This is a genomic window from Phaeobacter sp. NW0010-22 (genome assembly GCF_040365955.1).
Classification (GTDB): Bacteria; Pseudomonadota; Alphaproteobacteria; order Rhodobacterales; family Rhodobacteraceae; genus OMPR01.
Map to the genome: position 1 here is coordinate 210,911 of NZ_BAABWT010000001.1, position 22,841 is coordinate 233,751.

Sequence of the window (22,841 nt, forward strand, 5' to 3'; positions counted from 1 at the left end):
AAAGCAAAAGCGATACAGACATGAACCATTTTCTAGACATTCACAAAACTGATGCGGCTGATTTGCGGTCGATGATTGATCAGGCGGCAAAGACCAAGCAGGCCCGCGCGGGGCAACCAAAGGCAGCGGTGGATGAAGATCAACCGCTTAAGGATCGCATGGTCGCGTTGATTTTTGAAAAACCGTCAACCCGGACGCGCGTTTCTTTTGATGTGGGTGTGCGCCAGATGGGCGGGCAATCCATGGTGTTGTCGGGCAAGGACATGCAGTTGGGGCATGGTGAAACCATCGCCGATACCGCCCGCGTGCTTAGCCGCTATGTCGATATGATCATGATCCGGACCTTTGACGAGGCGGTTCTGACGGAAATGGCCGAATACGCGGATGTTCCGGTGATCAACGGTTTGACAGATCGCACGCACCCTTGCCAGATCATGGCGGATATTCTGACCTATGAAGAACATCGTGGTTCGATCAAGGGCAAGAAGGTTGTGTGGGCTGGGGATGGAAACAACGTCTGTGCCTCGTTCCTGCATGCGGCGGGCCAGTTTGGGTTTGATTTGACCTTTACCGGGCCAGCCCAATTGGACCCCGAAGAGGAATTCATGGGATTTGCCCGTCAAAAGGGCAGCACGGTCGTCATTGAGCGTGATGCGTTCAAAGCGGTTGAGGGTGCGGATCTGATTGTTGCGGACACGTGGGTGTCGATGCATGACGCGCAATCGGCCAAAGAGCGGCGCCACAACATGCTGCGCCCCTATCAGGTCAATGATGAGCTGATGAGCCACGCCAAGCCGGACGCTTTGTTCATGCATTGCTTGCCTGCGCACCGCGAAGAAGAAGTCACCAGCGCGGTTATGGATGGCTCGCAGTCGGTGATTTTCGACGAAGCTGAGAACCGTCTGCATGCGCAAAAAGCGATCATGCGCTGGTGCCTTGGCTCTTAATTTAACTGTGATCTGAAAAAATGACTGTGCAGTTGCTGTTAAACGCGCTGCCGGGGACCTATGCGGTGTCCCGGCGCGCGCCCGAAAAAGGTGTGCCTGATTGGGTATCTGGTCCGGGGCTGGTGAGCGCCACCCAAGCCCCCGACGAAACATCTATTCTGTGTTTGGCGGACCGTGTGCCCGACGGGGTTGAGACCTCGGGTGGGTGGCAGGCCGTGCAGGTGAGTAACCTTGTGGATTTGGATGTGCCCGGCGTTGTGCTGGCGGCGGTGCGCCCGATTTCCGAGGCTGGGTTGGGGGTCTTTGTGACATCGACCTTTGATCGAGATTACCTTTTGGTACGTTCGGCACAGCAAAGAGCGGCGCAGGCGGCGTGGATCATGGCGGGGCATAGCTATGTCGATGGGGGGCTGACCCAGCGATTGGCCGGGCTGGAGGAGTATGAGGCGGTCGCCGCGCTGCATTTCCGGGTTTGGCAGGAAACCTATGCCAAGATTGCGCCGCCTGAGGTGCGTCTGGCCCTGAACATGGTGCGGCGCACGGCCTATTGGCGGGATCGGTTGGCGTTTGGGGCCCAAGCGGTTGTGGTTGAACGGGATGGAGAGCTGATTGGATTGTGTGCCCTGTCTGAATGTGCGGGCGAGATTGAACATCTTTATGTCGCTAGGGCTGCGCGGGGTGCAGGGCTAGGGCGGCAGTTATTGCAGCTTGGTCAGGCCATTTCACATCAACGCGGTGCGCAGCAGGTCACGCTAGCCGTGGTGCGGGACAATGCACCGGCGGTCGCGTTTTACGCAGCCTGCGGTGGGGATGTGATTGCTGAGTGTCAGGACAAAGGCCCGCTTTGGCAGTCTGACAACTTGATTTATGGCTGGTCGCTGCCGGCCTGACCGGGGCGCGGGGGCTGGGCAATCAAGTCCAGTGCCGCGGGGCTGTTGAACCAGCTGTGCAGGGTGTCTTGGAACACTTGCACCAGACGGCGCGGTGCCCCGGCGGCGCGACCAGAGACCAGGTTCAGGCTGGCTCCGTCGATTAGGGGGATAGCGCGAAGTGCGTCGCCACCGTAGCTGAGCGTGGTGCGCGGGCGCATGTTCAGTACGGCGGCACCCATGCCAGCCCCAACCAGAGAGCGGACCATTTCTACGCTGCTGACGGTGGCGACAATATCGGGTGTGACGCCGGTTGTGCGGAACAATCCCCGGACATAGGCCCCTGCAACGGGCAGATCCAACAAGACCAACGGCACGTTGCTGAGATCGCTGAATTGGAGTACGTCAGCGGTGGCCAGGGCATGCCCCTCGGGCAACAGCGCATAGGGGGGCAGGTCCATCAGAGGCCGGGTTTCGACCCCTGTCAGCAGATCATCCCCGGCGAACAGGGCGATGTCCAATGTGCCATCCAAAAGCCCGGATTGTGCCGTTTTGTTGTCGCATTCTTGCAGGTTGAATTTAAGGTCCAGGCTTTGTTTCTGTAATTTTTGCAAGATGATTGGGAGAAATGCGGGCGCAACGGGGGCGTAATATCCTATATTAAGTGTTCCGCGCAAACCTTGGCTAAGGGCGTAGCCCTCTTGCATAACGTTAGAATAATCCTCGATCAGGGGGCGGATACGAGCGGCTAAGGCGCGACCTGCGGGGGTTGCGGTGATGCCGCGGGCGCGGGCGCGTACGACCAGTGACGTGCCAAATTCCGCCTCGACCCGGTCCAATGCTGCGGCCACGGCAGAGGGGGCCACGTTCAACGCGGTTGCCGCCCCGGTGATCGAGCCATTATCGACTGCAAACATAAAGGCGCGCAGCAAACGCAAAGAGAGGCGCAGGTCATCCATCGGGCTATTCCTCAGAAAATCTGAGAAAGGTTTTCAAACCTTTCTGTTTTTCTTGATTAGATTGGCATGCCACCCTGCGTCAACACCATCCACGTAACGCGCAGAGGTTCCGATGTCCGACTCCCCCAAATTGCCCGGCTGGGCGCATACGCCGGATGTACCGGTTGCGGTTTCGCCGTTTTTCAGTTGGCCGCCCAATCCGGTCCGCATAGCGACATGGGTTGCGGATCGTTGGCTGGGAGTCGCGGAGAACGTGATTGTTCTGTTGATTGCTTTTGTCAGCTGGACCTGGTTGACCCCGGCGATGGAGCGTATGGCGAGCCTGTCGATAGATTGGATTGTGCTGATCTGGCTGCGCAATCTGGCATTGATGATATTGGTTGCAGGCGGGCTGCATCTGTTCTTTTTCAGCGCCAAGAAGCAGGGTGAAAGGCTCAAGTTTGATCCCCGGCCGTTGTCTGGCAATGGCAAGCAATTCACGTTCTCTAATCAAGTGCATGACAACATGTTCTGGACCTTGGGCAGTGGTGTGGCCTGTTGGACTTTTTTTGAGGTGCTGATGTTTTGGGGCATGGCCAATGGCTGGGTGCCGATGTTGGTTCCATCTGAACATCCCATTTTGTTTGTGTTGTTTTTCCTGCTGACACCAGTGTGGATTTCGTTCCATTTCTACTGGATACATCGGGCCTTGCATTGGGGGCCGCTGTATCGGTTTGCCCACGCGTTGCACCACCGCAACGTCAATGTGGGGCCATGGTCGGGACTATCGATGCACCCGTTCGAGGCGTTCTTTTTCTTTACCTCGATTCTGATCCATTTCATCGTGCCCGCGCATCCGTTGCACATTCTGTTCCATTTGCAGCATCAGGGCCTGACAGCGGCCAGCTCGCATACGGGCTATGAGAGCTTGTTGGTTAAGGATCGAAAATCGCTGGCATTGGGGACGTTTCACCACCAGATGCACCACAGGTATTTCGAGGTGAATTACGGCAATCTGGAAATGCCATGGGACAAGTGGTTCGGCTCGTTCCATGATGGTACGCCCGAGGCGCATCAGCGGTTGAAATCGCGACGTCAACGCCGCGCTGGCTGAGCAAGAGTTGTCTCTCCTTGTCTTCCGACGCAAGATCGCGTTTGAGGAACATGGGGAGAGGTCGAATGCGAATTGTGATCGCGGGCGCGGGCAGTATCGGGTGCTTTACCGGTGGGCTTTTGGCAGCGGCGGGGCATCAGGTGACTTTGCTGGGGCGGCCTCGGATTCTGGGCGAAATTGCCGAACACGGGCTGACATGCACCGATTTCTCTGGGATGACGCAGATGATTGAGGCGGATCGGTTGACCCTTGCCACCGATCCGACCTGTCTTGCGGACGCTGAAGTGGTGATTGTCACCGTCAAATCCCGAGCCACTGCGGAAATGACCGCGTTGATTGCAGCGCACGCCCCGGCTCAGGCCCCAGTGATTTCTTGGCAGAATGGGATGGACAACGGAACAAGCCTGCGTGCGGGACTTGTCGGGCGGGATGTACGGGCCGGGATGGTTCCGTTCAACGTGGTGCCATCAGGGGCAGGGTGTTTTCACCGCGCGACCTCGGGCGATATTGTGATTGAGACGGGGGCCGGGGATCTGGCCAAAGCGTTGAATGCGCCCGATCTGAGTGTCACTGAAAGTGCGCGCATCGAGGCGGTGCAGTGGGGCAAACTGGTGGTAAACCTGAACAATGCGTTGAACGCCCTGTCCGGGCTCACGATCCTTGAACAGTTGTCAGACCGGGCTTGGAGACGATTGATGGCGGATCAAGCGGCCGAGGCGATACGTGTCCTAAAGGCGGCTGGGATCGAGGCGCAGCCAACCACGCCTTTGCCGGTCTGGATGATGCCGTTTGTTTTGCGTCTGCCAACTGCGCTGTTCTCAAGGATTGCAGCGCAGATGCTGACAATTGACCCCACGGCGCGCACTTCAATGGCCTATGATCTGGCCGAACAGCGCCCGACTGAGATTGACAGTTTGCAGGGGGAAATCATCGCACTGGGCGCGCAATACGGATGTGAAACGCCGGTCTGCGTCCGTGTCGCGGAGTTGATCAACAGAGCGTCACAGGAGGGGGTCGTTCAACCGCAATATTCCCCGAAGCAGATATGGGGATGAGGCCGGGACAGGCCCGCGTGTGCGTGACCTGTCCCGGTTTGCTTAGATAAAGGCAGTCAAAAGCCAGAAGATGACGCCAGACATCAAAGCGGCGGCAGGGACCGTGATGACCCAGGCGGCAATGATGGTCATGAAGTGTGACCGGCGCACCAGTTTGCGGCGCTGGCGTTCTTCACGAGCAAATGCGGGCTTGATTTTGGCGGTCCCAGTGGAGAGACGGCGGCGACGCTCGGAATCCCATTCACGGAAGAACCCGACCCCAAACACGCCGCCGACGGCGATATGGGTGGAGCTGACTGGCAGACCCAAAGAGCTGGCGACGATCACGGTGATCGCTGCAGACAGGGCCACACAGAATGCCCGCATGGGGTTCAGCTTGGTGATCTGACTGCCCACCATCCGGATCAGTTTGGGACCAAAGAGGAACAGGCCAAACGAGATACCAAAGGCGCCGATGATCATCACCCACATCGGGATAGACACTTTGGAGGCGAAATCACCAAATTCAGTCGCGTGCACAATCGCGGCCAGCGGGCCAACCGCATTGGCGACGTCGTTGGCCCCATGAGCAAAGCTGAGGAAGGCGGCGGACACAACCAAGGGCAGGCCAAACAAGGTTTTTAGAGAGCGTGTGCGGTTCTCCAGACCTTCGGATTTGCGGCGTACCCAAGGGACGGTCGCGGCCCATGTCACGACTGCTGTGGCCAAACCGATCAGGACTGCGACCTCTAGCTCAATCTTAACGATCCGCTTGAGACCTTTGACCGACAGATAGGCCGCAAAAGCGCCAGCCATAATGGCCACGAGGATGGGAACCCAACGACGCGCGGCGCCGATTTTGTCCTCTTGGTATTGGATTTTGGCTTTGATGATGGCCAAAAACAGGGCAGCAATGGCCCCGCCCAGAACGGGTGAAATCACCCAGCTGGCGGCGATCTTGCCCATTGTGGGCCAGTTCACTGCGGCCATGCCTGCAGCCGCGATCCCTGCGCCCATAACACCACCGACGACCGAATGCGTGGTCGAAACAGGGGCGCCGACCCAAGTTGCGAGATTCACCCATAGCGCCGAAGAGATCAGCGCGGCCATCATCGCCCAGACGAACACTTCGCTGTTTTGGACGGACATCGGATCGATGATGCCTTTGGAAATGGTCGAGACCACGTCGCCCCCTGCCAGCAGAGCACCGGCACTTTCAGCGATTGCTGCGATGACAATGGCCCCGCCCATAGACAACGCATTTGCGCCAACAGCCGGACCCATGTTGTTGGCAACATCGTTTGCCCCGATGTTGATCGCCATATAGGCGCCAACGGCTGCGGCTGCGATCACGATATAGCTGCCGGGAGTGTCGCTAAAGAAAATTGCTGCGATCAGTGCGGCTGTGATGATGAAGGCCATCGCAATGCCGGTCCCGATCAGTGGTCGTGCCACGTACGATGTGGCAAGCTCCATTCGCGAGATCCTGTTCAGATCCTTATCCAAAGTGGTCCATTTGGTCTTGATCGGGGTATTGGTCATGGCCGAGGCTTTCCATCCAGTGGTCGCGCCTGCGGTTAGAGACTCATGAACAATGAGGCAAGTCTGTTGACATAGAACTGACGTAAAGGTGTTACAAATGCCGCAACAAGGCTTGTAATTGGGGCTCGCGGACCAGGTTCGCAGCTTCCTTGGTCGAAATCCAGCGACGCTCGCGCTGCCCCGCTTCGGGGTAGTCATCGGACAAAGCTGCTACATCGATTCGATATACATTGGCGCGGACCGGTTGAGAAACGCCAGCGAACAGCTTTTTGTCATAGCGGTACTGGCCAACAGGTTCCGGATCATAGCCTGCGGTTTTCACGCCAGCTTCTTCCCAAGCTTCTTGGACGGCGGCTTCGGCCCCGTTCATGCCGGCGATATGCCACCCCTTGGGGACAATCCAGCGACCGGTTCCACGACTGGTGATTAGAAGGACTTCTTGGCCCTTGGGCGTTGAGCGTAGACACAATGCGGCGACCTGCACCTGATACGGGCGCTGGATCAGAGGTCTTACAACCTCATGCCATGCTTTGGTCCATTTTTCAGTCATCGCGCGTTTCTGCTCTTTTGATGCAGTTATGTGCACCAATTCCTGTTGAACATAGGTGTTTTTTCACTAAGTGCAACGTTTGCCACTGGAAACTAATCGCAATTGGTCATCTTGCGTCCACTGGCGTCCTGACGCAGATTGCAAGAACCAAGACCACAGAGGTGATGGATGAGCAAAGCGCGGATCGGCGTATACGGTTTGGGAACCATGGGCAGCGCTTTGGCGTTGAACTTTGCCAGCCGTGGCATCCCGACTGTTGTTTGTAACCGTGAGATCGAGTGGATCGCACCGTTTCTGAAAGAGGCAGGACCGTTGGCGGACCACCTGAGTGGCGCTGAAACGTTGCAGGCATTTGTCGCAAATCTAGAGACGCCACGGTTGATCTTGATGATGATCCCCTCGGGTGCACCGATTGATACGATGATTGCGCAATTGCAGCCGTTGCTGGACGCAGGGGATACGTTGATTGATGCGGGGAACGCCGATTTTAACGATACGCGCCGCCGATCCAGTGATTTTGCCGGAACCGGGCTTCACTTTGTGGGGATGGGTGTTTCCGGTGGCGAAGAAGGCGCGCGCACCGGCCCGTCAATGATGGTGGGGGGATCGGAGCACAGTTGGGCCCAGTTGCGCCCGGTGTTAGAGCCGATCGCCGCAGAGTTTCAGGGATTGCCCTGTGTGGCGCATGTGGGGCCGGACGGCGCCGGGCATTTCGTCAAGACGGTACACAACGGTATAGAATACGCTGATATGCAGATGATTGCCGAGGTCTATGGCCTGCTGCGCGATCATGCCGGGATGCCGGCGGCTGACATCGGTGCCGTGCTTGCAGGCTGGAATGATGGCCCCCTGTCATCTTATCTGATCGAAACCACGGCCAAGGTATTGCAAACTATTGACCCGGAGACCGGCAAGCCGCTGGTAGATCTGATCCAGGATCAGGCAGGTCAAAAGGGCACCGGTCGGTGGACGCTGATCGAGGCGCTCAAGCTGGGTCAATCGGCCTCGACCATTGAAGCGGCTGTGGGCGCACGCGCTTGGTCCTCTGCAAAGGAGGGGCGTGTAGCGGCGGCTGATGTGTTGCCTGCCGGGGCTTTGGATGTGGTGTTGCCCGCACCAGATGTCTTGGCGCAGGCGTTGTTTGCAGGGCGTATTCTGGCCCATATTCAAGGGTTTGAGATTTTGCGCGCGGCCTCTGCTGAGTTTACGTGGGCGCTGGACTTGGCCGAGATTGCCGAAATCTGGCGTGCAGGCTGCATTATCCGGTCCAGTTTTTTGGATGATCTGGCCGAGATGTTACGTGCCAGCGGGTCAGAGCCGGTTCTGCTCGTACCCGCCGTGGGTGAATTGTTGACGCCCATCCTGCCTGCGTTGCGTCAAACCGTGTCGGCGGCGATGCAAGCTGGTTTGCCGATGCCAGCCATGGCGGCGGCACTAAGTTGGTATGACAGTGCCCGGCAAGCGCGCGGTACCGCCAATTTAATCCAAGGCCAACGCGATGCCTTTGGCGCGCATGGGTTCAGGCGGGTGGATCACGACGGGGTCCATCACGGCAATTGGGGCGCATGACCCAAGATTTACACGAAATATTTGACCCAGGCGTGTAAACGCCGCGCCTTGGTCTGAGGGAGACAGCACCAATGGGGCAGCCACTTGATGGAAGCTATGACTATGTGATTGTGGGCGGCGGCACGGCTGGATGTGTGCTGGCCAATCGTCTGAGCGAAGACCCCGGCACCAAGGTTTTGCTGTTAGAGGCCGGGGGCAATGACCGCTATCATTGGGTCCATATTCCGGTTGGTTACCTTTATTGTATCGGCAATCCGCGCGTTGACTGGATGATGAAGACCGCACCAGAACCGGGCTTGAATGGCCGTTCGCTGGTGTATCCGCGCGGTAAGGTTTTGGGCGGCTGCACCTCGATCAACGGCATGATCTATATGCGGGGACAGGCGGCGGATTATGATGGTTGGCGGCAGATGGGCAACGCGGGTTGGAGTTGGGCGGATGTGCTGCCGTATTTTCGCAAATCCGAGGATCACCACGACGGCGAAACTGATCTGCACGGTGCGGGCGGCGAGTGGAAGGTCACGAAACAACGCCTGAGTTGGGATATTCTGAGCGCCTTTCAGGAGGGCGCGCGTGAATTTGGCTATCAGCCCACCGAGGATTTTAACTCTGGGACCAACGAGGGATCGGGTTTCTTTGAGGTGAACCAAAAGAACGGGGTGCGTTGGAACACGACCAAGGCGTTCTTACGCCCGGCGATGAAGCGGCCCAATCTACGGGTGTTGACCCATGCGGTGACGGATCATCTGATATTGGACGGGAAGCGCGTCACGGGTGTTGCGTTTCGCCACAAAGGTCAATCGATGACGGTTGAGGCGGGGCGCGAGGTGCTGCTGGCAGCCGGAGCAATTAACTCGCCCAAGATTTTGGAACTTTCTGGAATTGGGCAGTCTGATCGTTTGAGCGGTTTGGGGATCACGCCAACGCATGATCTGCCCGGTGTTGGAGAAAATCTGCAGGACCATTTACAAATTCGAACCGTGTTCAAAGTGAAGAATACCGAGACCCTGAATGAGAAAGCGAACTCGCTGATTGGGCGAATGAAGATCGGGATGCAATATGCCACGTCGCGATCTGGGCCATTGGCCATGGCCCCCAGTCAGTTTGGTCTGTTCACCAAATCTGACCCTGCGCTGGAAACGCCTGATCTGGAATATCACGTGCAACCACTGTCGACCGACAAGCTGGGTGATCCATTGCACCCGTTCCCGGCCATTACCGTTTCGGTCTGTAATCTGCGTCCTGAAAGTGTGGGGGCCTGTCACATCACCACAAAAGAGACTGACCCTCAGCCGCATATTCAGTTGAATTATCTGAGTGCCGCGCGAGACAAACAGGTTGCGGTCACCGCGATCAAACAGGCACGCCAAGTGATGACAGCCAAGGCTTTGCAGCCCTATCAGCCTGAGGAATTCTTGCCCGGTCCCTCGGTTCAGTCCGAGGCAGAACTGGTCGCCGAAGCAGGCAATATTGCCACCACGATTTTCCACCCGACGGGCACATGTAAAATGGGCAGTGATACGATGGCAGTTGTAGGCGCTGATTTGCGGGTGCATGGGCTGGACGGATTGCGGGTCATTGATGCGTCGATCATGCCTAAAATTGTATCAGGCAACACCGCATCACCGGTCATCATGATTGCAGAAAAAGCCGCCGATATGATCCGCAACGCTTGAACTTGGGGCGTCTACTGACGGTCGGGCGGCCGATAAAGCCGCCCCAAGGGATTTTGCTATGCTGGTTTGATGTCGATCAGTTTGGTTCCATCCAGACAATCTAACCCCTGTACGGCAACTCTATCGCCATTGATGGCCTGTATTTGCACAACAGAGGCGGCGATTGGGTTGGGTCTGTGTGGCGAAAGCAGGCTGAAGACGCCAACCGGGTCTTTGTCGGGCTTGTTGCCGGGACGTTGCAAGAGCAAGGATCTGTCCACGCCTTCGAACCAGTAGAGCAACAGAACGTTTTGCCCATGTTTCAGGCCCGACAAGCCAGCGGCACAGTTGGAGTCCAATACAACCTCGCACGTTGGCCCGTCGTGTTGGATGTTATTAGGGCAGTCGTTCAGGGTTTTGTACGGGGTTTCGAGGTGGCCAATGAAAGTGAGAGTAGGGAGCATCGGTTTGGATCTCAATTTTGGGTGCGGTTAGAGGTCAAGGCGTAGGCAAGGATAGTCACTAGGATGATGGCCCCACCAATGAAGCTGGTTTGAGGTGGGACTTCGCCAAAGAAGCCAAAGGCGAACAGGGGGGCGAACACGGCCTCCATCATCAGGATCATGCCGACTTCGGGGGCGGTGATGTATCGGGTTGCGACTTGCGACATCACGCGGCCAAAGGGGGCGGTGAACAGGCCCATCAGCCCCATGATAACCCAAGTGCTAAGGCTGAATGTCGAAGGTGCGGCAAAAGCGAACATGACGATGGCAAGGAACAAGCCCCCCATGCCCACGCTCGCCATGCGGCTGACGTATTGGTATTTCCGCAAAAGTGTTTGGTTGAGGGACAGGCAGGTGACCGCTCCAAAGGCCAAGGCGTCCCCGTAAAGATTGCCTGACCCAAGCGACCCGGACACCACCACGCTTATGCCAATCATGACGGATGCGATGGCAATCCAAGTTGCGCGCCGTGTGACTTCACCCAGAAAAAGACGGCTAAACACAGCGGCCAGAGCAGGGGAAATGCTGAGGATCACAAATGTGTTGGCAATGGATGTGTTTTTGATGCTGAGCACCAACGCCGTTGCGCTGCCCAACATAAGGATACCGGACACTAGTACGGGCCAGCCACTTGCTTTGAGGGTGCCGATCAATCCGCGTTTGTCCCGGAGTTGGATGAAAAACGGCATCGAAATCGCGGTGAACAACCCAAAGAGAAAAGCGGTGTCAAAACCGCTGACGCCTGAGAAACGTATGAAAATGGGGTCAAAGCTCATCAAAATGGCGCCGAGCAGCGCGATGAGGATACCCGATGTGCGCAGATTTTTGTGCGCGAGTTGGGAGGCGGAGATGTCAGACATGGTGCTTTCCTAAATAGTCATACTTGTTGGTATGATTTAACTCTACTTGCGCAGGAGTCAATAAAATCATACTTAGTGGTGTGATTTGCGGGGTGATATAGCGTGGGAAAGATTGAACAAAACAAAGAGCAAAAGCGTCGGGCAATTTTGGCGGCAGCCAAACAGCAGTTTTTGGCCGAGGGCTATGCATCTGCGAACATGGGGAAAATTGCAGATCAGGCCCAAGTGACGAAGCAGACCGTCTATAGATATTTTCCGTCAAAGACTGAGCTGTTTCAGGCGACGCTGCGTTTCATGGGGAATAGCGCCGGTGAGAATTTTTTGGATCATTTGGAAGACCCAAATGCCGAAGATGGCCTGCGCAGATTCGCTTTGGCGTTTGCCCAAGCGCATTTGACTCAAGATCACCTGGAGACTTTCAGGTTGCTGATCGCGGAAAGCGGCAAAGCCTCCGAAATGATCGAGAGCTTTTTTCAAGTGGGGCCAAACGAAACCGGCGCGACCCTTGCGATGTTTTTTGCGGATCGGTTAGGAGTGCAGGATTCAGAGCAGCCCGTTCGGTTGTGGCTCGCGATGCTTTTGGCGTTTCGAGATAAGGCGTTGTTGGGACAGGAACGCCCAACGGAACAAGAGATGCGCGATCATGTGACCGCAGCGACTGACCTGCTGTTGCTGGGCCTTGCCCAAAAGGGGTGATCGCACGCTGCTGCCGGTATTAGCGGCGCGGTTTGGCGCGCACGGTTGGGTCGGCTTGGGTTGGATCTTCGGGCCAAGGGTGACGCGGATATTGAGCCTTCATGTCTTTGCGAACGTCCGCATAGGAACCGGCCCAAAATCCCGGCAGATCCCGGGTGATCTGTATCGGGCGCTGGGCGGGGGACAACAGCGTCACTTTTAGCGGCACGCCCCCAACTGTTGGGTGTCGGGTCACACCAAACATTTCTTGCAGACGGACAAGGATTTCGGGAACCTCGCTGCCGTAATCAATTGGCACTTTTCGCCCCAAGGGGGTAACGAAGTGGCCCGGTGCTTGTTTGTCTAATTCTTGGGTTTGCGCCCAACTGAGAGCGTTGCGCAAGGCGGGGAGCAGATCAAAGCGTTTCCATCCTTCGGCGGTTTTTACGCCTGTGAACATGGGCAAAAGCCAATCCTCAAGAGAGGCGATAAGCCCAGCGTTTGAGAAATCGGGCAGGTCTGCGCCTTCGGCCCGGACCAGTTCAACCCGCGCCGCCAAACGGGCGGCGGCTCCGTCCAGACGCAGGCCCAAATCGCGCACCCCGTCCAACATCGCCTCGGCAACGCGGTCTGCGGGAACGTCTTTCCAGATCCGATCCTCAAGCGTAATCGATCCGAACCGCTGTTGTTGACGGGCAATCACACGACGTTCGCGCTTGGACCATTCGCAGACATCGACCCATTTGATCTGATCCTCGAACAGATCCCTGATTTCACCTTCGGAGATTTGGACAGCCATCCGAATGCGGGCTTCGCGGGGGTTCCCGTCGGTGTCGATGGCAACCAGATAGGGGGCGCTGGCCAAGGTGTCTTCGGGGGCGAGAACCGCGCCTTTGCCACCGGACAGGACAAAGCGTGGCACATCGCCTTTGCGCCGTTGCCCGATGCGGTCAGGGTAGGCTAGGGCGGCCATGGCGGCGGGGCTCATTCTGTGTCCGGTGCCGCGTCCGCGCAGGCGCTTGGTCTCGCCCTTGATGCGATCCAGCACGCCATAATTTACCTGATACGGGCGGTTGCGTTGGAACGCTTTGGCATCGCGCATTGCCTCAAGTCGCAGCGTCAGATCAGAGGGTGCCCCGCGCAACGGATCGCGTTCGGCCATCAGGGCGGCAAGGGGGGCGGCCTCGTTGCTGGCGGTGACCAGCATATGACCCAAGCGGGGGTGCAGGGGCAGGGCGCTGAGTGCGCGGCCGTGTTTGGTGATCTGTCCTTTGGCATCCAGCGCCCCGAGCATGTGCAAGAGCGTACGCGCCTCGGCCAATGCGCCACCGGGTGGGGGTGTCAGAAAGGCGAGGTCATTGGCATCGGCCCCCCAAAGCGCCAGTTCCAGTGCCAAGCCGGTCAAATCGGCGGCTTCAATTTCAGCTGGCGGGAAGGCCATCAGGGCCCCTTCTTCACCTTTGGTCCAGAGACGGTAACAGACCCCATCAGAGACACGGCCAGCCCGACCGGCGCGTTGGGTGGCTTCGGCGCGGGTAACACGCTCGGTAACTAATCGGGACATACCTGCGCCGGGGTCGAACCGAGCGCGCCTGGCTTGGCCCATGTCGACCACGACTCGGATGTCCTGAATCGTAAGTGAGGTTTCCGCGATTGACGTGGCCAGTACCACCTTGCGTCCCGATTTGAGCGGTGCAATGGCGGCGCGTTGATCGGCAAATGGCATAGCCCCAAACAGTGGACGCACCACACAATCACCGGATAAACGCCCCTTGAGTGCGCCTTCGGCGCGTCGGATTTCACCTTCGCCCGGGAGGAACACCAATATCCCGCCGCCCATGGCGCGGGTGTCGCGGTCTGCTTGAAGCACGAGATCGACTAGAGCATCGGTTCGGCGGGCTTTGGGGCCAAGAGGTCGATCAAGCCAGCGGGTTTCGACCGGAAAGCTACGCCCTTCGGAGGTGATTAGCGGGGCATTCATCAAAACTCCGACAGGCCCCGCATCCAACGTGGCGGACATGGCCATCAGGATCAGGTCGTCGCGCAGGGCCTCGGCCACTTCTAGACACAAGGCCAGCCCAAAGTCGGCGTTCAGAGACCGTTCGTGAAATTCATCAAAGATCACCGCGCCGATGCCGGGTAGATCGGGGTCTGATTGCAACATCCGGGTCAGGATGCCTTCGGTCACAACTTCGATTTTGGTGGTTTTGGAGACCTTGGCGTCGCCGCGCACCCGGTAGCCCACGGTTTGTCCCGGCGTTTCCCCCAGCGTTTCGGCCATACGTTCGGCGGCGGCACGCGCAGCAAGGCGGCGGGGTTCTAGCATGATGATCTTGCCGTCTGTCAGACCGGCCTCGAGCATGGCGAGCGGCACGCGTGTTGTCTTACCTGCCCCGGGTGGGGCCTGCAAAACGGCGCGCCCCCGGGTGCGCAGGGCGTCGATCAGGTCGGGCAGGGCGTCTTCGATGGGTAATTTAGTCATGTCTGCCTTATCGCCAAAGCAAAGCCTGAGGTCTAGCTCCGGATCATGGAACGCAGGCGGGGTAGAGACATCACAACGCAGGTTGATCCGTCATTGGGACTGGACAAATCGCATTCCGCCCCGTCAATTGGCGCCCAGTTTTTAAGAGGGCGGCCAATGGATATCAAACAGCTCGGAGAGAGAGTTCTGGCGGGGGAGCGGCGCGCGTTGGCGCGCTCGATCACATTGGTGGAAAGCCAGCGCAGTGATCACCGGGCCCAAGCGTCTGAGTTGTTGGAGTATCTTGCCGAGGCGAAACGCCAAGCCTTGCGCATTGGGTTGTCTGGGACACCTGGCGTTGGCAAGTCCACGTTTATCGAAAGCTTTGGCCTGATGTTGACGGCACAGGGGTTACGGGTCGCAGTTTTGGCGGTTGATCCGAGCTCCTCGCGCTCGGGTGGGTCCATCTTGGGGGATAAGACGCGGATGGAACGCCTGTCGCGGGATCGCAATGCGTTTATTCGCCCGTCGCCCAGCCAGACCCACCTGGGGGGGGTGGCACGTCGCACCCGTGAGGCGGTGGCCTTGTGCGAGGCGGCGGATTTTGATGTGGTGCTGATTGAAACGGTGGGCGTTGGGCAATCTGAAACCGTGGTGGCGGAAATGTCTGATCTGTTTCTGTTGCTGCTCGCCCCTGCGGGCGGGGATGAGCTGCAAGGTGTTAAGCGCGGCATCATGGAGATGGCAGACCTTATTCTGGTGAACAAAGCAGACGGAGATCTAAAGCATGCTGCGATGCGCACCTGTGCGGATTATTCCGGTGCATTGCGCCTGTTGCGCAAACGGCCACAGGATCCGGAGGGCTACCCAAAGGCAATGATGGTTTCGGCATTGCAGGAAGATGGTCTGTCGGTAGCGTGGGAAGAGATGCAAGCGTTGACCAAGTGGCGCCGGGAGAATGGGTTTTGGGAGTCGGGGCGCGCCAATCAGGCCAGGTATTGGTTTGACCAAGAAGTACGTCAGGCTTTGCTGGCGAAATTGAACACGCCAGAGGCACGGGCGACGATGGATCAACTTGGCGGGGATGTTGCGCAGGGGGGGATCGGTCCTGCGGCGGCGGCGCAAAAGATGTTGGAGCAGTTGAACGCCATCTAAAGGGGCGAATCTCTGCCCGATTTTGAGGTGTGATAAGCTGATCAGCGGGGCCTTGGAGGTGTTAGGTTGGACAAAACGTCCTTAGCCACAGGGAAAGACAAAGATTCCGTGACACTTGTCTTGACCATCCCGGCGATTCCTCCTACTAGCATTCAACCAGTTTTCGGGTGTCGCCTTTGGCCGCACCCAGAGTGATTTGGCACCGGGCTGCCCGTTGCCACCAGATACGAAGGATGAACCCATGTCGCGCCGTTGCGAACTGACCGGAAAAGGCCCGATGACTGGCAACAATGTCAGCCATGCTAAAAACAGAACCCGTCGTCGGTTTCTGCCTAACCTAAATGACGTTACCCTGCAGTCCGAAACATTGGGCCGTGGCGTCAAGCTGAAGATTTCTGCAGCTGCTCTGCGCTCTGTTGATCACCGTGGTGGTCTGGACGCGTTCTTGGCAAAAGCCAAAGACGAAGAGCTGTCCACAGGCGCTTTGAAAGTGAAGAAAGAGATCGCTAAGGCGCAAGCCGCAGCCTGATCTGATCTCACGATCCGAATTCTAACGGCTCTGCATCGTAAGATGCGGGGCTGTTTTCGTTTGTGGGATGCCGTTGAGGGCCGGTGCGTTTCCGGGGTGGCGCGGCGATCCGCAGCAGGGCGGGCTTTGCCCTTGAAGCTGCGTATAAACAGGATCATACCGATCCTGAAATGAAGACAGTTGTACGCATATATCTGGCAGTGATGCTGTCGATGGTTTTGGCCCTGACGGCACAGGGCCTTGCGCAAAGCCGTGGTGTGTCCATGGCGCAGGGGCAGATGGAGATTTGCACCGGCACTGGTCCGGTGATGGTCTATGTGGATGCCGATGGGCAACCGACGCAAGCGCCACATTACTGCCCTGATTTTGCGCTGACGTTGCTGAGCGCCCTTGGCGTCGCGGATATTACGGCTCCGCGCGGGCCTGCTGGAATGTCAGTGAATGGGGCCAAAGGCTACGCACAAGTGCCAACAGCGGTTGTTTTGCGTGCCTCGGCTCGAGCGCCACCCGCTTTGATCTAAGCTTTCGAAGAACAATATTTTCAAACTGTTAGATCAAAAAAGGAGAGACGTGATGTCTTTCAAATCCATCCTGTTCACCGCTGTTGCAACCCTTGGCTTGACGACATCAGCCTTTGCTGCGGATGTTATGGTGAAAGATGCCTATGCCCGCTCAGCTGGTAAAAACGCCAAAACGGGTGCTGCGTTTATGATGATCATGAACCATGGCGCAGAAAACGATCGTCTGATCAATGCCACATCAGATGTGGCCAAGCGGGTCGAGTTGCACACGCACAAGGAAAATGGTGATGGCGTGATGCAGATGCTGCACGTCGAAGAGGGCTTTGCCATTCCTGCCGGTGAAATGCATCCGCTCAAACGCGGTGGTGATCACGTGATGTTCATGGGGCTCAACCAGCCGTTTGTGCAGGGTAAGATGATCCCGGTAACATTGGTGTTTGAAAAGGCTGGTGAAGTGAAGGTTGAGATCCCTGTGGATCTGGAGCGCAAACCCGCTGAAGGTGGCATGAGCCACGGCACGCACAAAAACTAAGGGCGCGCGCGACCGGCCTCTGGCCACCAGCGGCAGCCCTCGTTCGGGCGAAGGCCGGGCTTTGTAGCCCGGCCTTGTTGCGTCACGGGGCGCGCAAAAGGCGTTCTACCCAGGCAGGGACGATGTCGCTGGCGGGGCCAAAGTGGGTTTCATCAAAGTTTGAGACCACAGCAGAGGGTTCTAGATTCAATTCGACGGTTTTGGCACCGGCGGCGATGGCTTCGTGTACAAACGCGGCGGCGGGATAGACTTGGCCAGAGGTGCCGATGGCCGCAAACAGCGTCGCGTGTGAGAGGTGGTCATAAATGTCATCCATTCCATAGGGCATTTCACCGAACCAGACGATGTCAGGACGTACGGTTGGGGCATGGCAGGCGGGGCAGGGTTCAGCCACATGCATCTCCAAGGGAGCAGGCCAGCGGTGGTCGCAATTGCTACAGAGTGCGCCTGACAAAATGCCGTGCATGTGCATGACGGCTTGGCTTCCGGCAGCTTCATGCAGCCCGTCCACATTCTGAGTGATAACAATCACTTCGCCCGGAAAGATGCGTTGCAATCGTGCCAAGGCATGATGTGCGGCGTTGGGCGTGGCTTGGGCGGCCTGGGCGCGTCGCGCGTTGTAGAACCCGTGAACCAGAGCGGGGTCGCGGGCGAACCCTTCGGGAGTTGCGACATCTTCGATCCTGTGTTGAGACCACAACCCGCCTTCGTCCCGGAAGGTACCCAACCCGCTTTCGGCGGAAACTCCGGCTCCGGTTAAAATCACGATCTTTTCCATTCTCGACCTCATCGTTTACATAGCTGCCAAAGGAGAAACCTATGTCCACAGTGCCCAGAATTCTATTTGTTTGTCTCGGGAATATCTGTCGCTCCCCGGCGGCTGAGGGTGTTTTTCGCGTGCTCATGCCGGACGGGACGATTGACAGTGCAGGAACCGGAGGGTGGCATGTGGGTGAGGCGCCCTATGGTCCCATGCAACGGGCGGCACAGGCGCGGGGCTATGATTTGAGCAGGCTGAGAGCGCGTCAGTTTGTAAAAGCGGATTTTGTGCGTTTTGATCTGATCATCGGTATGGATTCCGAGAACACTGCCAATATCGAGGCAATGCGCCCTGCGGGTAGTCAGACGCCGGTTCGCTTGTTCACGGATTACGCACCGGGCGCGGGCGTGAACCACGTACCCGATCCGTATTATACCCGTGATTTTGATGGGGTCTTGAATTTGATCGAACAGGCAGCACAGGGATTGAAAGCAGAGCTGATTTAAGAAAATCGAAAACTACTGAATTCTGTTGATAAAACTCTGATGCGGGCACTTGCCTGAAAGGGGGATGGCTGGCTGATACATCAGACAGCTACAGGGAACCCCTTATAAATGATCTTACCGGCTTTTCAGTCTGTATCGTACCCAAGCCTGATCTCAGGCATCGATGACGCGCAATTGGCCCGAAAGCCAAGGCAGCTGGGTCAGGGCTGGGTCGATCATCTGTCGCTGAACCAGCTGGCGCATGGTTTGCGCCACGTCGCGCGGCACGCGGTCCGCCCAATCCGCGCCTGCAAACAGCGAAATGGTACGCGAGAACGACGCGATTGGCAGTGGAAAGGCGTCGATTTGATCGTGGAACCGCGCCGCGCGCATGTAGCCCAACGGTGTGGTGATCGTCCATCCCACACGCCGGGCCACCATGGCAATCAACGCCAGATGCGAACCGATTTCAAAGCGTTCCTCAAAATCCAGCTTTTGACGCGCAAGGTGCCCTTCGATCTGACGGCTGATCAGTTGCTCGCGGGCATAACGCAACAAAGGCAAGTTTTGCAGGGTCGCCATAACATCCGCCCCATCGGGTACAAAACCCTTGGGCGTGACCAGCATAAACGGGTCGCGGACCAGCGGGTATTCGATCACGCCCTCGAGCATTTCACCGGTGCTGGCAGCAACAGCGATGTGCAGGCGCTGTGCCTGCATCGCTTCGCTGATTTCATGGCTGGGTGCGGTGATCAGTTTGAAGCGGCATTTGGTCAGGCTATCGGCAAGCACCGTCACCAATCGTGGGGTCAGGTCGTTGTCGAAATCATCGATCAGGCCGATCGACAACGTGCTGAGATGGGTCAGGTCCATGACGGTCAGTTCGCTCTGTGCCAGCCGCAGTTCGCTGAGCACGGTTTCCGTACGCGCCAAAAACGAGCGTCCCGCGGGGGTGACCTTCATCGGGCGTTTGCCGTGGTCGACCAAATCGGTCCCCAGCGCCTTTTCAAGATTACGCAACTGTTGGCTGACAGCTGGCTGGCTGAGGCCCGTCAAGTCCGAAGCCTGCGCCACAGAGCCCGTTTTTGCCAAGGCTTCGAAAACCTCCAACCCGCGCAGGGTCACACCCTTCATCAACATGTTGATCCCCTCCGTAGTTTTGACTTTTGTGAAACTACTCTTCTCTTAGGTCAAGCTTGAAACAGACTGGATATCGCCTATGCCCGTTGAATTTTTGAAATCCGCCCCCGGTTTGCCACCCCAATCCGGAGGCGACACATCCGATATTGTGCAGGTCATGTTGGCCCGTATGAAAGAAGGTGGAGAAGACGCCGTGCGCGAATACACGACCAAGCTGGACGGCTGGGAGGGGGATATCGTGGTCTCCCCAGATCAGGTGGAAGAAGCATCGCGTGGTGTGCCTGACGCGCTGAAGGCCGAAATCAAATATGCCCATGACAACATCCGTCGGTTTGCAGATGCGCAGCGGTTGTCAGCACAAGATTTTGAAATTGAGCTGCGCCCTGGATTGATTGCGGGACAGCGTCAGATTCCGTTGAGTGCCGCTGGGGCCTATGTGCCCGGAGGTCGGTATGCGCATATTGCATCTGCGCTGATGACGATCACCACAGCGCGGGCGGCCGGTGTGCCAAACATCACGGCGTGTTCTCCTCCTCGTCCGGGGCGTGGGGTGCATGCTGCCATCTTGTACGCAATGTCACTTGCAGGTGCGGATCGCATTCTTGCACTTGGCGGTGTTCAAGGGGTCGCGGCCATGGCGCAGGGGCTGTTTGGATGTGCGCCCGCTGATATTCTGGTGGGGCCGGGTAACCAGTTTGTGGCCGAGGCCAAACGCCAGCTTTTTGGGCCGGTTGGGATTGATATGTTTGCGGGTCCTACGGATTCGATGGTGTTGGCGGATGCTACAGCCGATCCGTTCACTGTGGCTTGGGATCTGATTGGACAAGCCGAGCATGGGTACAATTCACCTGTTTGGCTGGCGACGGACAGTCGGGCACTGGCGGATGCGGTATTGGCTCATATCCCCGGTTGTATCGCAGAATTGCCCGAGCCCAATCGATCCAGCGCGCAGGCGGCGTGGGATTCACTGGGCGAAGTGATGTTGTGTTCGGATCGCGAAGAGGTGGCGCAGATCGCTGATAAATATGCGCCTGAGCATTTGCATGTGCAGGCTGCTGATTTGGAGTGGTGGCGCCTGCGGTTGAATGCCTATGGATCGTTGTTCCTTGGGGAAAACACCACAGTCGCGTTCGGGGATAAGGCGTCTGGGCCGAACCATGTATTGCCAACGTCCGGCGCCGCGCGATACACGGGCGGCTTGTCTGTGCACAAGTTCCTTAGAACCGTGACTTGGCAGCGTGTGAGCGAGGAAGCTCTGCCGGACTTGGCTCGGTCCACAGCTGCGATTTCGCGGGCTGAAGGGATGGAAGGCCACGCGCGGACAGCAGATATCCGGTTGGACAAGCTGCAACCTGCGTTGAAACTGGCCGCTAGCGAGGCCTAATCTATAGCCTGACGGATTTCTGGTATGCGTCAGGTCATCTACCAGTGCTGTCATGTTTGGTTGTGCAGGAATTCATGAATGGCGCATGAAAAAAGCCAGTATGACTGGCTTTTTCACAAATCTCTGCAGGGCTCTCTTTACCGACAGGTCGCGTGAACCTTTTGGCCGAAGGCTTTGTAGCGCAGCCACAGTTGTTCGTCGCTGCTGCGGTCCGACATGCGGATCTGTTGTGCCTGATGGGGGTCGGCGAACCATTTCGCGACTTTGCGACGTTCCGTGCGAGACAGGGATTTGTTTGCGACCCGTTGGATACAGCCGCAGAGTTCGCGCGATGCTGCAGGCCTATCAGAGGCGCGGCACGCGCGATTGATGGTGCCGGATGCGGCCTCGGCAGGGGCTGGGGCCAGCGCCACCAAAGACCCAGCGCAGAGCGCGATTGTCATAAAAAGCTTCATGTCTTGCCTCGTTTCTTTTGGTCATTAGGGGTCTGATGCCCCATTGGGACGCTCACGCACTATGGCGTAAGGGTATTGCTCGATCAATCTTGGTTAATTCATACAGCAATGCGCAGGCTTCTTGTCGCCGAAGGGTTGGGCGCGCCAAGCGGTGCTGGGGGTGGGTTTCAGTGTTCAGTTCGGGGAAAAACAGGGCATCTGGATCATCCCCATGCGCGCTTTGGGTAATGTAGAGGGATTCAGATGCGACCCCGTTTGCTTTGATAATATCATGGTTTTCCAGAAGGATATGAAAATACTCAACCGTTTTTGCCGGGACGATACGTGCCAGCCCTGCATCAACTAGTGCTATAGCTGGGCTGAACACCTGGGTAGTTCCATACTGCAATTCAGCTGCAGGGTCTGAAATCAACAGGCGGTGCTGCTGAGAGACCTGAACAGGGGAATCAGCCCCCAATATTCCATTTGGGATTTCGACAGGGGCAAAGCGACCTGCCGCAATGACGCTGCGCGATCCGATCCATTTCACCGGTTGAGAACCATGATCGAGAGTCCAGATCAGATCACCGACCTTTATCTTTTCGATGCGCTGAATATCCGTGGCGGTCTTGATCCATGTCCCGCGTGTAAAGCAGATTGGGGTGACATAGTCATCGGCGCTGAAACTTGGCCCTTCCTGTGCGTCAACTACAGTCAGCGGGGTGCCGACCGGGGGGAAGTCACCGGGGTCACCGACAAAAGCCAAACCTTCGATTGTGGCGTAAGAGGGGGAGGAGTTGTTGACGTTGAAGCCAACCATTTGCCAGAAACTGGTGCCGTCCGCCACGGTTAGCCCATACTCAGCTTCGACACGTGTGTTGTTGCCATAGGTGGTGCCGTCAATGTTTTGCGATCCATCCAACCGTTGATTGCTGTCATTGTCGCTGAAATTGGTGTCGTTGTCCCGGATTTCGACTTCGGTCCAGGCGTTGGAATTCAGGGTGAGGGTCTGACCCACCAGATGCGAACCATCGCCCTGTGTCACCCCGTCCAGCTGTTGACCGCCAGAGACAGTGATCTGGGATTCACCCAGCATAAAAATCGAAAACCGCGCCATGAACTGCCTATGCCTTGCCCGCGTCTTGCTGCGCGAGTCCCTTCAAGGACTCACATGTTACAGTCTA

Annotated in this window: 23 protein-coding genes; 13 read left to right on the forward strand and 10 right to left on the reverse strand. The window is 57.4% G+C overall.

What is annotated here, in order from left to right; genetic code table 11:
* The first annotated feature begins 20 nt into the window (after positions 1–20).
* Together argF and ABWV33_RS00905 are read left to right on the forward strand one after the other, a co-directional pair.
* The gene (gene argF, locus ABWV33_RS00900; RefSeq protein ID WP_353328642.1) at positions 21–947 is read left to right on the forward strand and encodes an ornithine carbamoyltransferase; all 927 of its coding nucleotides are present in this window, start codon (positions 21–23) and stop codon (positions 945–947) included.
* A 20-nt stretch (positions 948–967) separates the two neighbouring features.
* The gene (locus ABWV33_RS00905) at positions 968–1,837 is read left to right on the forward strand and encodes a GNAT family N-acetyltransferase (RefSeq protein ID WP_353328644.1); all 870 of its coding nucleotides are present in this window, start codon (positions 968–970) and stop codon (positions 1,835–1,837) included.
* Here the strand turns inward: ABWV33_RS00905 and ABWV33_RS00910 are convergent.
* A complete protein-coding gene (locus ABWV33_RS00910) occupies positions 1,813–2,775 on the reverse strand; it encodes a LysR family transcriptional regulator (RefSeq protein WP_353328645.1) in 963 nt (320 codons plus the stop codon). The genes ABWV33_RS00905 and ABWV33_RS00910 overlap by 25 nt on opposite strands.
* Positions 2,776–2,887: 112 nt before the next feature.
* Here ABWV33_RS00910 and ABWV33_RS00915 point away from each other — a divergent pair, with 112 nt between their 5' ends.
* Positions 2,888–3,868: a sterol desaturase family protein gene (locus ABWV33_RS00915; protein WP_353328647.1), complete on the forward strand. Its 981-nt coding sequence runs from the start codon at positions 2,888–2,890 to the stop codon at positions 3,866–3,868.
* A 65-nt stretch (positions 3,869–3,933) separates the two neighbouring features.
* Positions 3,934–4,923, forward strand: coding sequence for a 2-dehydropantoate 2-reductase (locus ABWV33_RS00920; protein ID WP_353328649.1), 990 nt, complete (start codon positions 3,934–3,936; stop codon positions 4,921–4,923).
* 42 nt (positions 4,924–4,965) lie between these two features.
* Here the strand turns inward: ABWV33_RS00920 and ABWV33_RS00925 are convergent, their stop codons facing one another.
* Positions 4,966–6,444 (reverse strand): inorganic phosphate transporter, encoded by a 1,479-nt coding sequence (locus ABWV33_RS00925; RefSeq protein ID WP_113821772.1) that lies wholly within the window; start codon positions 6,442–6,444, stop codon positions 4,966–4,968.
* Between the two features lie 91 nt (positions 6,445–6,535).
* Entirely contained in the window at positions 6,536–6,994 is a 459-nt protein-coding gene (locus ABWV33_RS00930; protein WP_113821771.1) for an NUDIX hydrolase, read from the reverse strand.
* 168 nt (positions 6,995–7,162) lie between these two features.
* Here ABWV33_RS00930 and gnd point away from each other — a divergent pair, with 168 nt between their 5' ends.
* Both gnd and ABWV33_RS00940 read left to right on the forward strand, forming a co-directional pair.
* On the forward strand, positions 7,163–8,563 hold the full coding sequence (gnd, locus tag ABWV33_RS00935; protein WP_353328651.1) for an NADP-dependent phosphogluconate dehydrogenase: 1,401 nt from the start codon (positions 7,163–7,165) through the stop codon (positions 8,561–8,563).
* Positions 8,564–8,634: 71 nt separating this feature from the next.
* Positions 8,635–10,239 (forward strand): GMC family oxidoreductase, encoded by a 1,605-nt coding sequence (locus ABWV33_RS00940; RefSeq protein ID WP_164620101.1) that lies wholly within the window; start codon positions 8,635–8,637, stop codon positions 10,237–10,239.
* Between the two features lie 56 nt (positions 10,240–10,295).
* Here ABWV33_RS00940 and ABWV33_RS00945 read toward each other — a convergent pair whose 3' ends face one another.
* Together ABWV33_RS00945 and ABWV33_RS00950 are read right to left on the reverse strand one after the other, a co-directional pair.
* Positions 10,296–10,682 carry an SAM-dependent methyltransferase gene (locus tag ABWV33_RS00945; RefSeq protein WP_353328654.1) on the reverse strand — a complete coding sequence of 129 codons (387 nt, stop codon included), beginning with the start codon at positions 10,680–10,682 and terminating at the stop codon, positions 10,296–10,298.
* An 11-nt stretch (positions 10,683–10,693) separates the two neighbouring features.
* A complete protein-coding gene (locus ABWV33_RS00950) occupies positions 10,694–11,581 on the reverse strand; it encodes a DMT family transporter (RefSeq protein WP_353328655.1) in 888 nt (295 codons plus the stop codon).
* Between the two features lie 102 nt (positions 11,582–11,683).
* On the opposite strand from ABWV33_RS00950, the gene ABWV33_RS00955 reads away from it, so the two are divergent.
* Positions 11,684–12,277, forward strand: coding sequence for a TetR/AcrR family transcriptional regulator (locus ABWV33_RS00955; RefSeq protein WP_353328657.1), 594 nt, complete (start codon positions 11,684–11,686; stop codon positions 12,275–12,277).
* A 19-nt stretch (positions 12,278–12,296) separates the two neighbouring features.
* Here the strand turns inward: ABWV33_RS00955 and hrpB are convergent, their stop codons facing one another.
* Positions 12,297–14,738, reverse strand: coding sequence for an ATP-dependent helicase HrpB (gene hrpB, locus ABWV33_RS00960; protein WP_353328659.1), 2,442 nt, complete (start codon positions 14,736–14,738; stop codon positions 12,297–12,299).
* 156 nt (positions 14,739–14,894) lie between these two features.
* Here hrpB and meaB point away from each other — a divergent pair, with 156 nt between their 5' ends.
* From meaB to ABWV33_RS00980, 4 genes are all read left to right on the forward strand, one after another.
* The gene (gene meaB / locus ABWV33_RS00965) at positions 14,895–15,872 is read left to right on the forward strand and encodes a methylmalonyl Co-A mutase-associated GTPase MeaB (RefSeq protein ID WP_353328661.1); all 978 of its coding nucleotides are present in this window, start codon (positions 14,895–14,897) and stop codon (positions 15,870–15,872) included.
* Between the two features lie 241 nt (positions 15,873–16,113).
* Positions 16,114–16,401, forward strand: a complete 288-nt coding sequence (gene rpmB, locus ABWV33_RS00970; RefSeq protein WP_113821763.1) for a 50S ribosomal protein L28 — start codon at positions 16,114–16,116, stop codon at positions 16,399–16,401.
* 83 nt (positions 16,402–16,484) lie between these two features.
* Positions 16,485–16,922, forward strand: coding sequence for a hypothetical protein (locus ABWV33_RS00975; protein WP_353328663.1), 438 nt, complete (start codon positions 16,485–16,487; stop codon positions 16,920–16,922).
* A gap of 52 nt (positions 16,923–16,974) precedes the next feature.
* A complete protein-coding gene (locus tag ABWV33_RS00980; RefSeq protein ID WP_353328665.1) occupies positions 16,975–17,454 on the forward strand; it encodes a copper chaperone PCu(A)C in 480 nt (159 codons plus the stop codon).
* 82 nt (positions 17,455–17,536) lie between these two features.
* Here ABWV33_RS00980 and ABWV33_RS00985 read toward each other — a convergent pair whose 3' ends face one another.
* Entirely contained in the window at positions 17,537–18,232 is a 696-nt protein-coding gene (locus ABWV33_RS00985; protein WP_353328667.1) for an NAD-dependent deacylase, read from the reverse strand.
* Positions 18,233–18,273: 41 nt separating this feature from the next.
* Here ABWV33_RS00985 and ABWV33_RS00990 point away from each other — a divergent pair, with 41 nt between their 5' ends.
* On the forward strand, positions 18,274–18,720 hold the full coding sequence (locus tag ABWV33_RS00990; RefSeq protein WP_353328669.1) for a low molecular weight protein-tyrosine-phosphatase: 447 nt from the start codon (positions 18,274–18,276) through the stop codon (positions 18,718–18,720).
* A gap of 153 nt (positions 18,721–18,873) precedes the next feature.
* Here the strand turns inward: ABWV33_RS00990 and ABWV33_RS00995 are convergent, their stop codons facing one another.
* Positions 18,874–19,839, reverse strand: a complete 966-nt coding sequence (locus tag ABWV33_RS00995) for a LysR family transcriptional regulator (RefSeq protein ID WP_113821759.1) — start codon at positions 19,837–19,839, stop codon at positions 18,874–18,876.
* Between the two features lie 79 nt (positions 19,840–19,918).
* Here ABWV33_RS00995 and hisD point away from each other — a divergent pair, with 79 nt between their 5' ends.
* Positions 19,919–21,223 carry a histidinol dehydrogenase gene (gene hisD, locus ABWV33_RS01000; RefSeq protein ID WP_353328671.1) on the forward strand — a complete coding sequence of 435 codons (1,305 nt, stop codon included), beginning with the start codon at positions 19,919–19,921 and terminating at the stop codon, positions 21,221–21,223.
* A gap of 137 nt (positions 21,224–21,360) precedes the next feature.
* Here hisD and ABWV33_RS01005 read toward each other — a convergent pair whose 3' ends face one another.
* Together ABWV33_RS01005 and ABWV33_RS01010 are read right to left on the reverse strand one after the other, a co-directional pair.
* Positions 21,361–21,678 carry a hypothetical protein gene (locus ABWV33_RS01005; protein WP_113821757.1) on the reverse strand — a complete coding sequence of 106 codons (318 nt, stop codon included), beginning with the start codon at positions 21,676–21,678 and terminating at the stop codon, positions 21,361–21,363.
* 52 nt (positions 21,679–21,730) lie between these two features.
* On the reverse strand, positions 21,731–22,774 hold the full coding sequence (locus ABWV33_RS01010) for a Hint domain-containing protein (protein WP_353328673.1): 1,044 nt from the start codon (positions 22,772–22,774) through the stop codon (positions 21,731–21,733).
* Between the last annotated feature and the right edge of the window lie 67 nt (positions 22,775–22,841).

Coding starts and splice junctions, on each gene's coding strand:
- argF (WP_353328642.1), top strand. CDS start 21: ATGAACCATTTTCTAGACATTCACAAAACTGATGCGGCTGATTTGCGG.
- ABWV33_RS00905 (WP_353328644.1), top strand. CDS start 968: ATGACTGTGCAGTTGCTGTTAAACGCGCTGCCGGGGACCTATGCGGTG.
- ABWV33_RS00910 (WP_353328645.1), bottom strand. CDS start 2,775: ATGGATGACCTGCGCCTCTCTTTGCGTTTGCTGCGCGCCTTTATGTTT.
- ABWV33_RS00915 (WP_353328647.1), top strand. CDS start 2,888: ATGTCCGACTCCCCCAAATTGCCCGGCTGGGCGCATACGCCGGATGTA.
- ABWV33_RS00920 (WP_353328649.1), top strand. CDS start 3,934: ATGCGAATTGTGATCGCGGGCGCGGGCAGTATCGGGTGCTTTACCGGT.
- ABWV33_RS00925 (WP_113821772.1), bottom strand. CDS start 6,444: ATGACCAATACCCCGATCAAGACCAAATGGACCACTTTGGATAAGGAT.
- ABWV33_RS00930 (WP_113821771.1), bottom strand. CDS start 6,994: ATGACTGAAAAATGGACCAAAGCATGGCATGAGGTTGTAAGACCTCTG.
- gnd (WP_353328651.1), top strand. CDS start 7,163: ATGAGCAAAGCGCGGATCGGCGTATACGGTTTGGGAACCATGGGCAGC.
- ABWV33_RS00940 (WP_164620101.1), top strand. CDS start 8,635: ATGGGGCAGCCACTTGATGGAAGCTATGACTATGTGATTGTGGGCGGC.
- ABWV33_RS00945 (WP_353328654.1), bottom strand. CDS start 10,682: ATGCTCCCTACTCTCACTTTCATTGGCCACCTCGAAACCCCGTACAAA.
- ABWV33_RS00950 (WP_353328655.1), bottom strand. CDS start 11,581: ATGTCTGACATCTCCGCCTCCCAACTCGCGCACAAAAATCTGCGCACA.
- hrpB (WP_353328659.1), bottom strand. CDS start 14,738: ATGACTAAATTACCCATCGAAGACGCCCTGCCCGACCTGATCGACGCC.
- meaB (WP_353328661.1), top strand. CDS start 14,895: ATGGATATCAAACAGCTCGGAGAGAGAGTTCTGGCGGGGGAGCGGCGC.
- rpmB (WP_113821763.1), top strand. CDS start 16,114: ATGTCGCGCCGTTGCGAACTGACCGGAAAAGGCCCGATGACTGGCAAC.
- ABWV33_RS00980 (WP_353328665.1), top strand. CDS start 16,975: ATGTCTTTCAAATCCATCCTGTTCACCGCTGTTGCAACCCTTGGCTTG.
- ABWV33_RS00985 (WP_353328667.1), bottom strand. CDS start 18,232: ATGGAAAAGATCGTGATTTTAACCGGAGCCGGAGTTTCCGCCGAAAGC.
- ABWV33_RS00990 (WP_353328669.1), top strand. CDS start 18,274: ATGTCCACAGTGCCCAGAATTCTATTTGTTTGTCTCGGGAATATCTGT.
- ABWV33_RS00995 (WP_113821759.1), bottom strand. CDS start 19,839: ATGTTGATGAAGGGTGTGACCCTGCGCGGGTTGGAGGTTTTCGAAGCC.
- hisD (WP_353328671.1), top strand. CDS start 19,919: ATGCCCGTTGAATTTTTGAAATCCGCCCCCGGTTTGCCACCCCAATCC.
- ABWV33_RS01005 (WP_113821757.1), bottom strand. CDS start 21,678: ATGAAGCTTTTTATGACAATCGCGCTCTGCGCTGGGTCTTTGGTGGCG.
- ABWV33_RS01010 (WP_353328673.1), bottom strand. CDS start 22,774: ATGGCGCGGTTTTCGATTTTTATGCTGGGTGAATCCCAGATCACTGTC.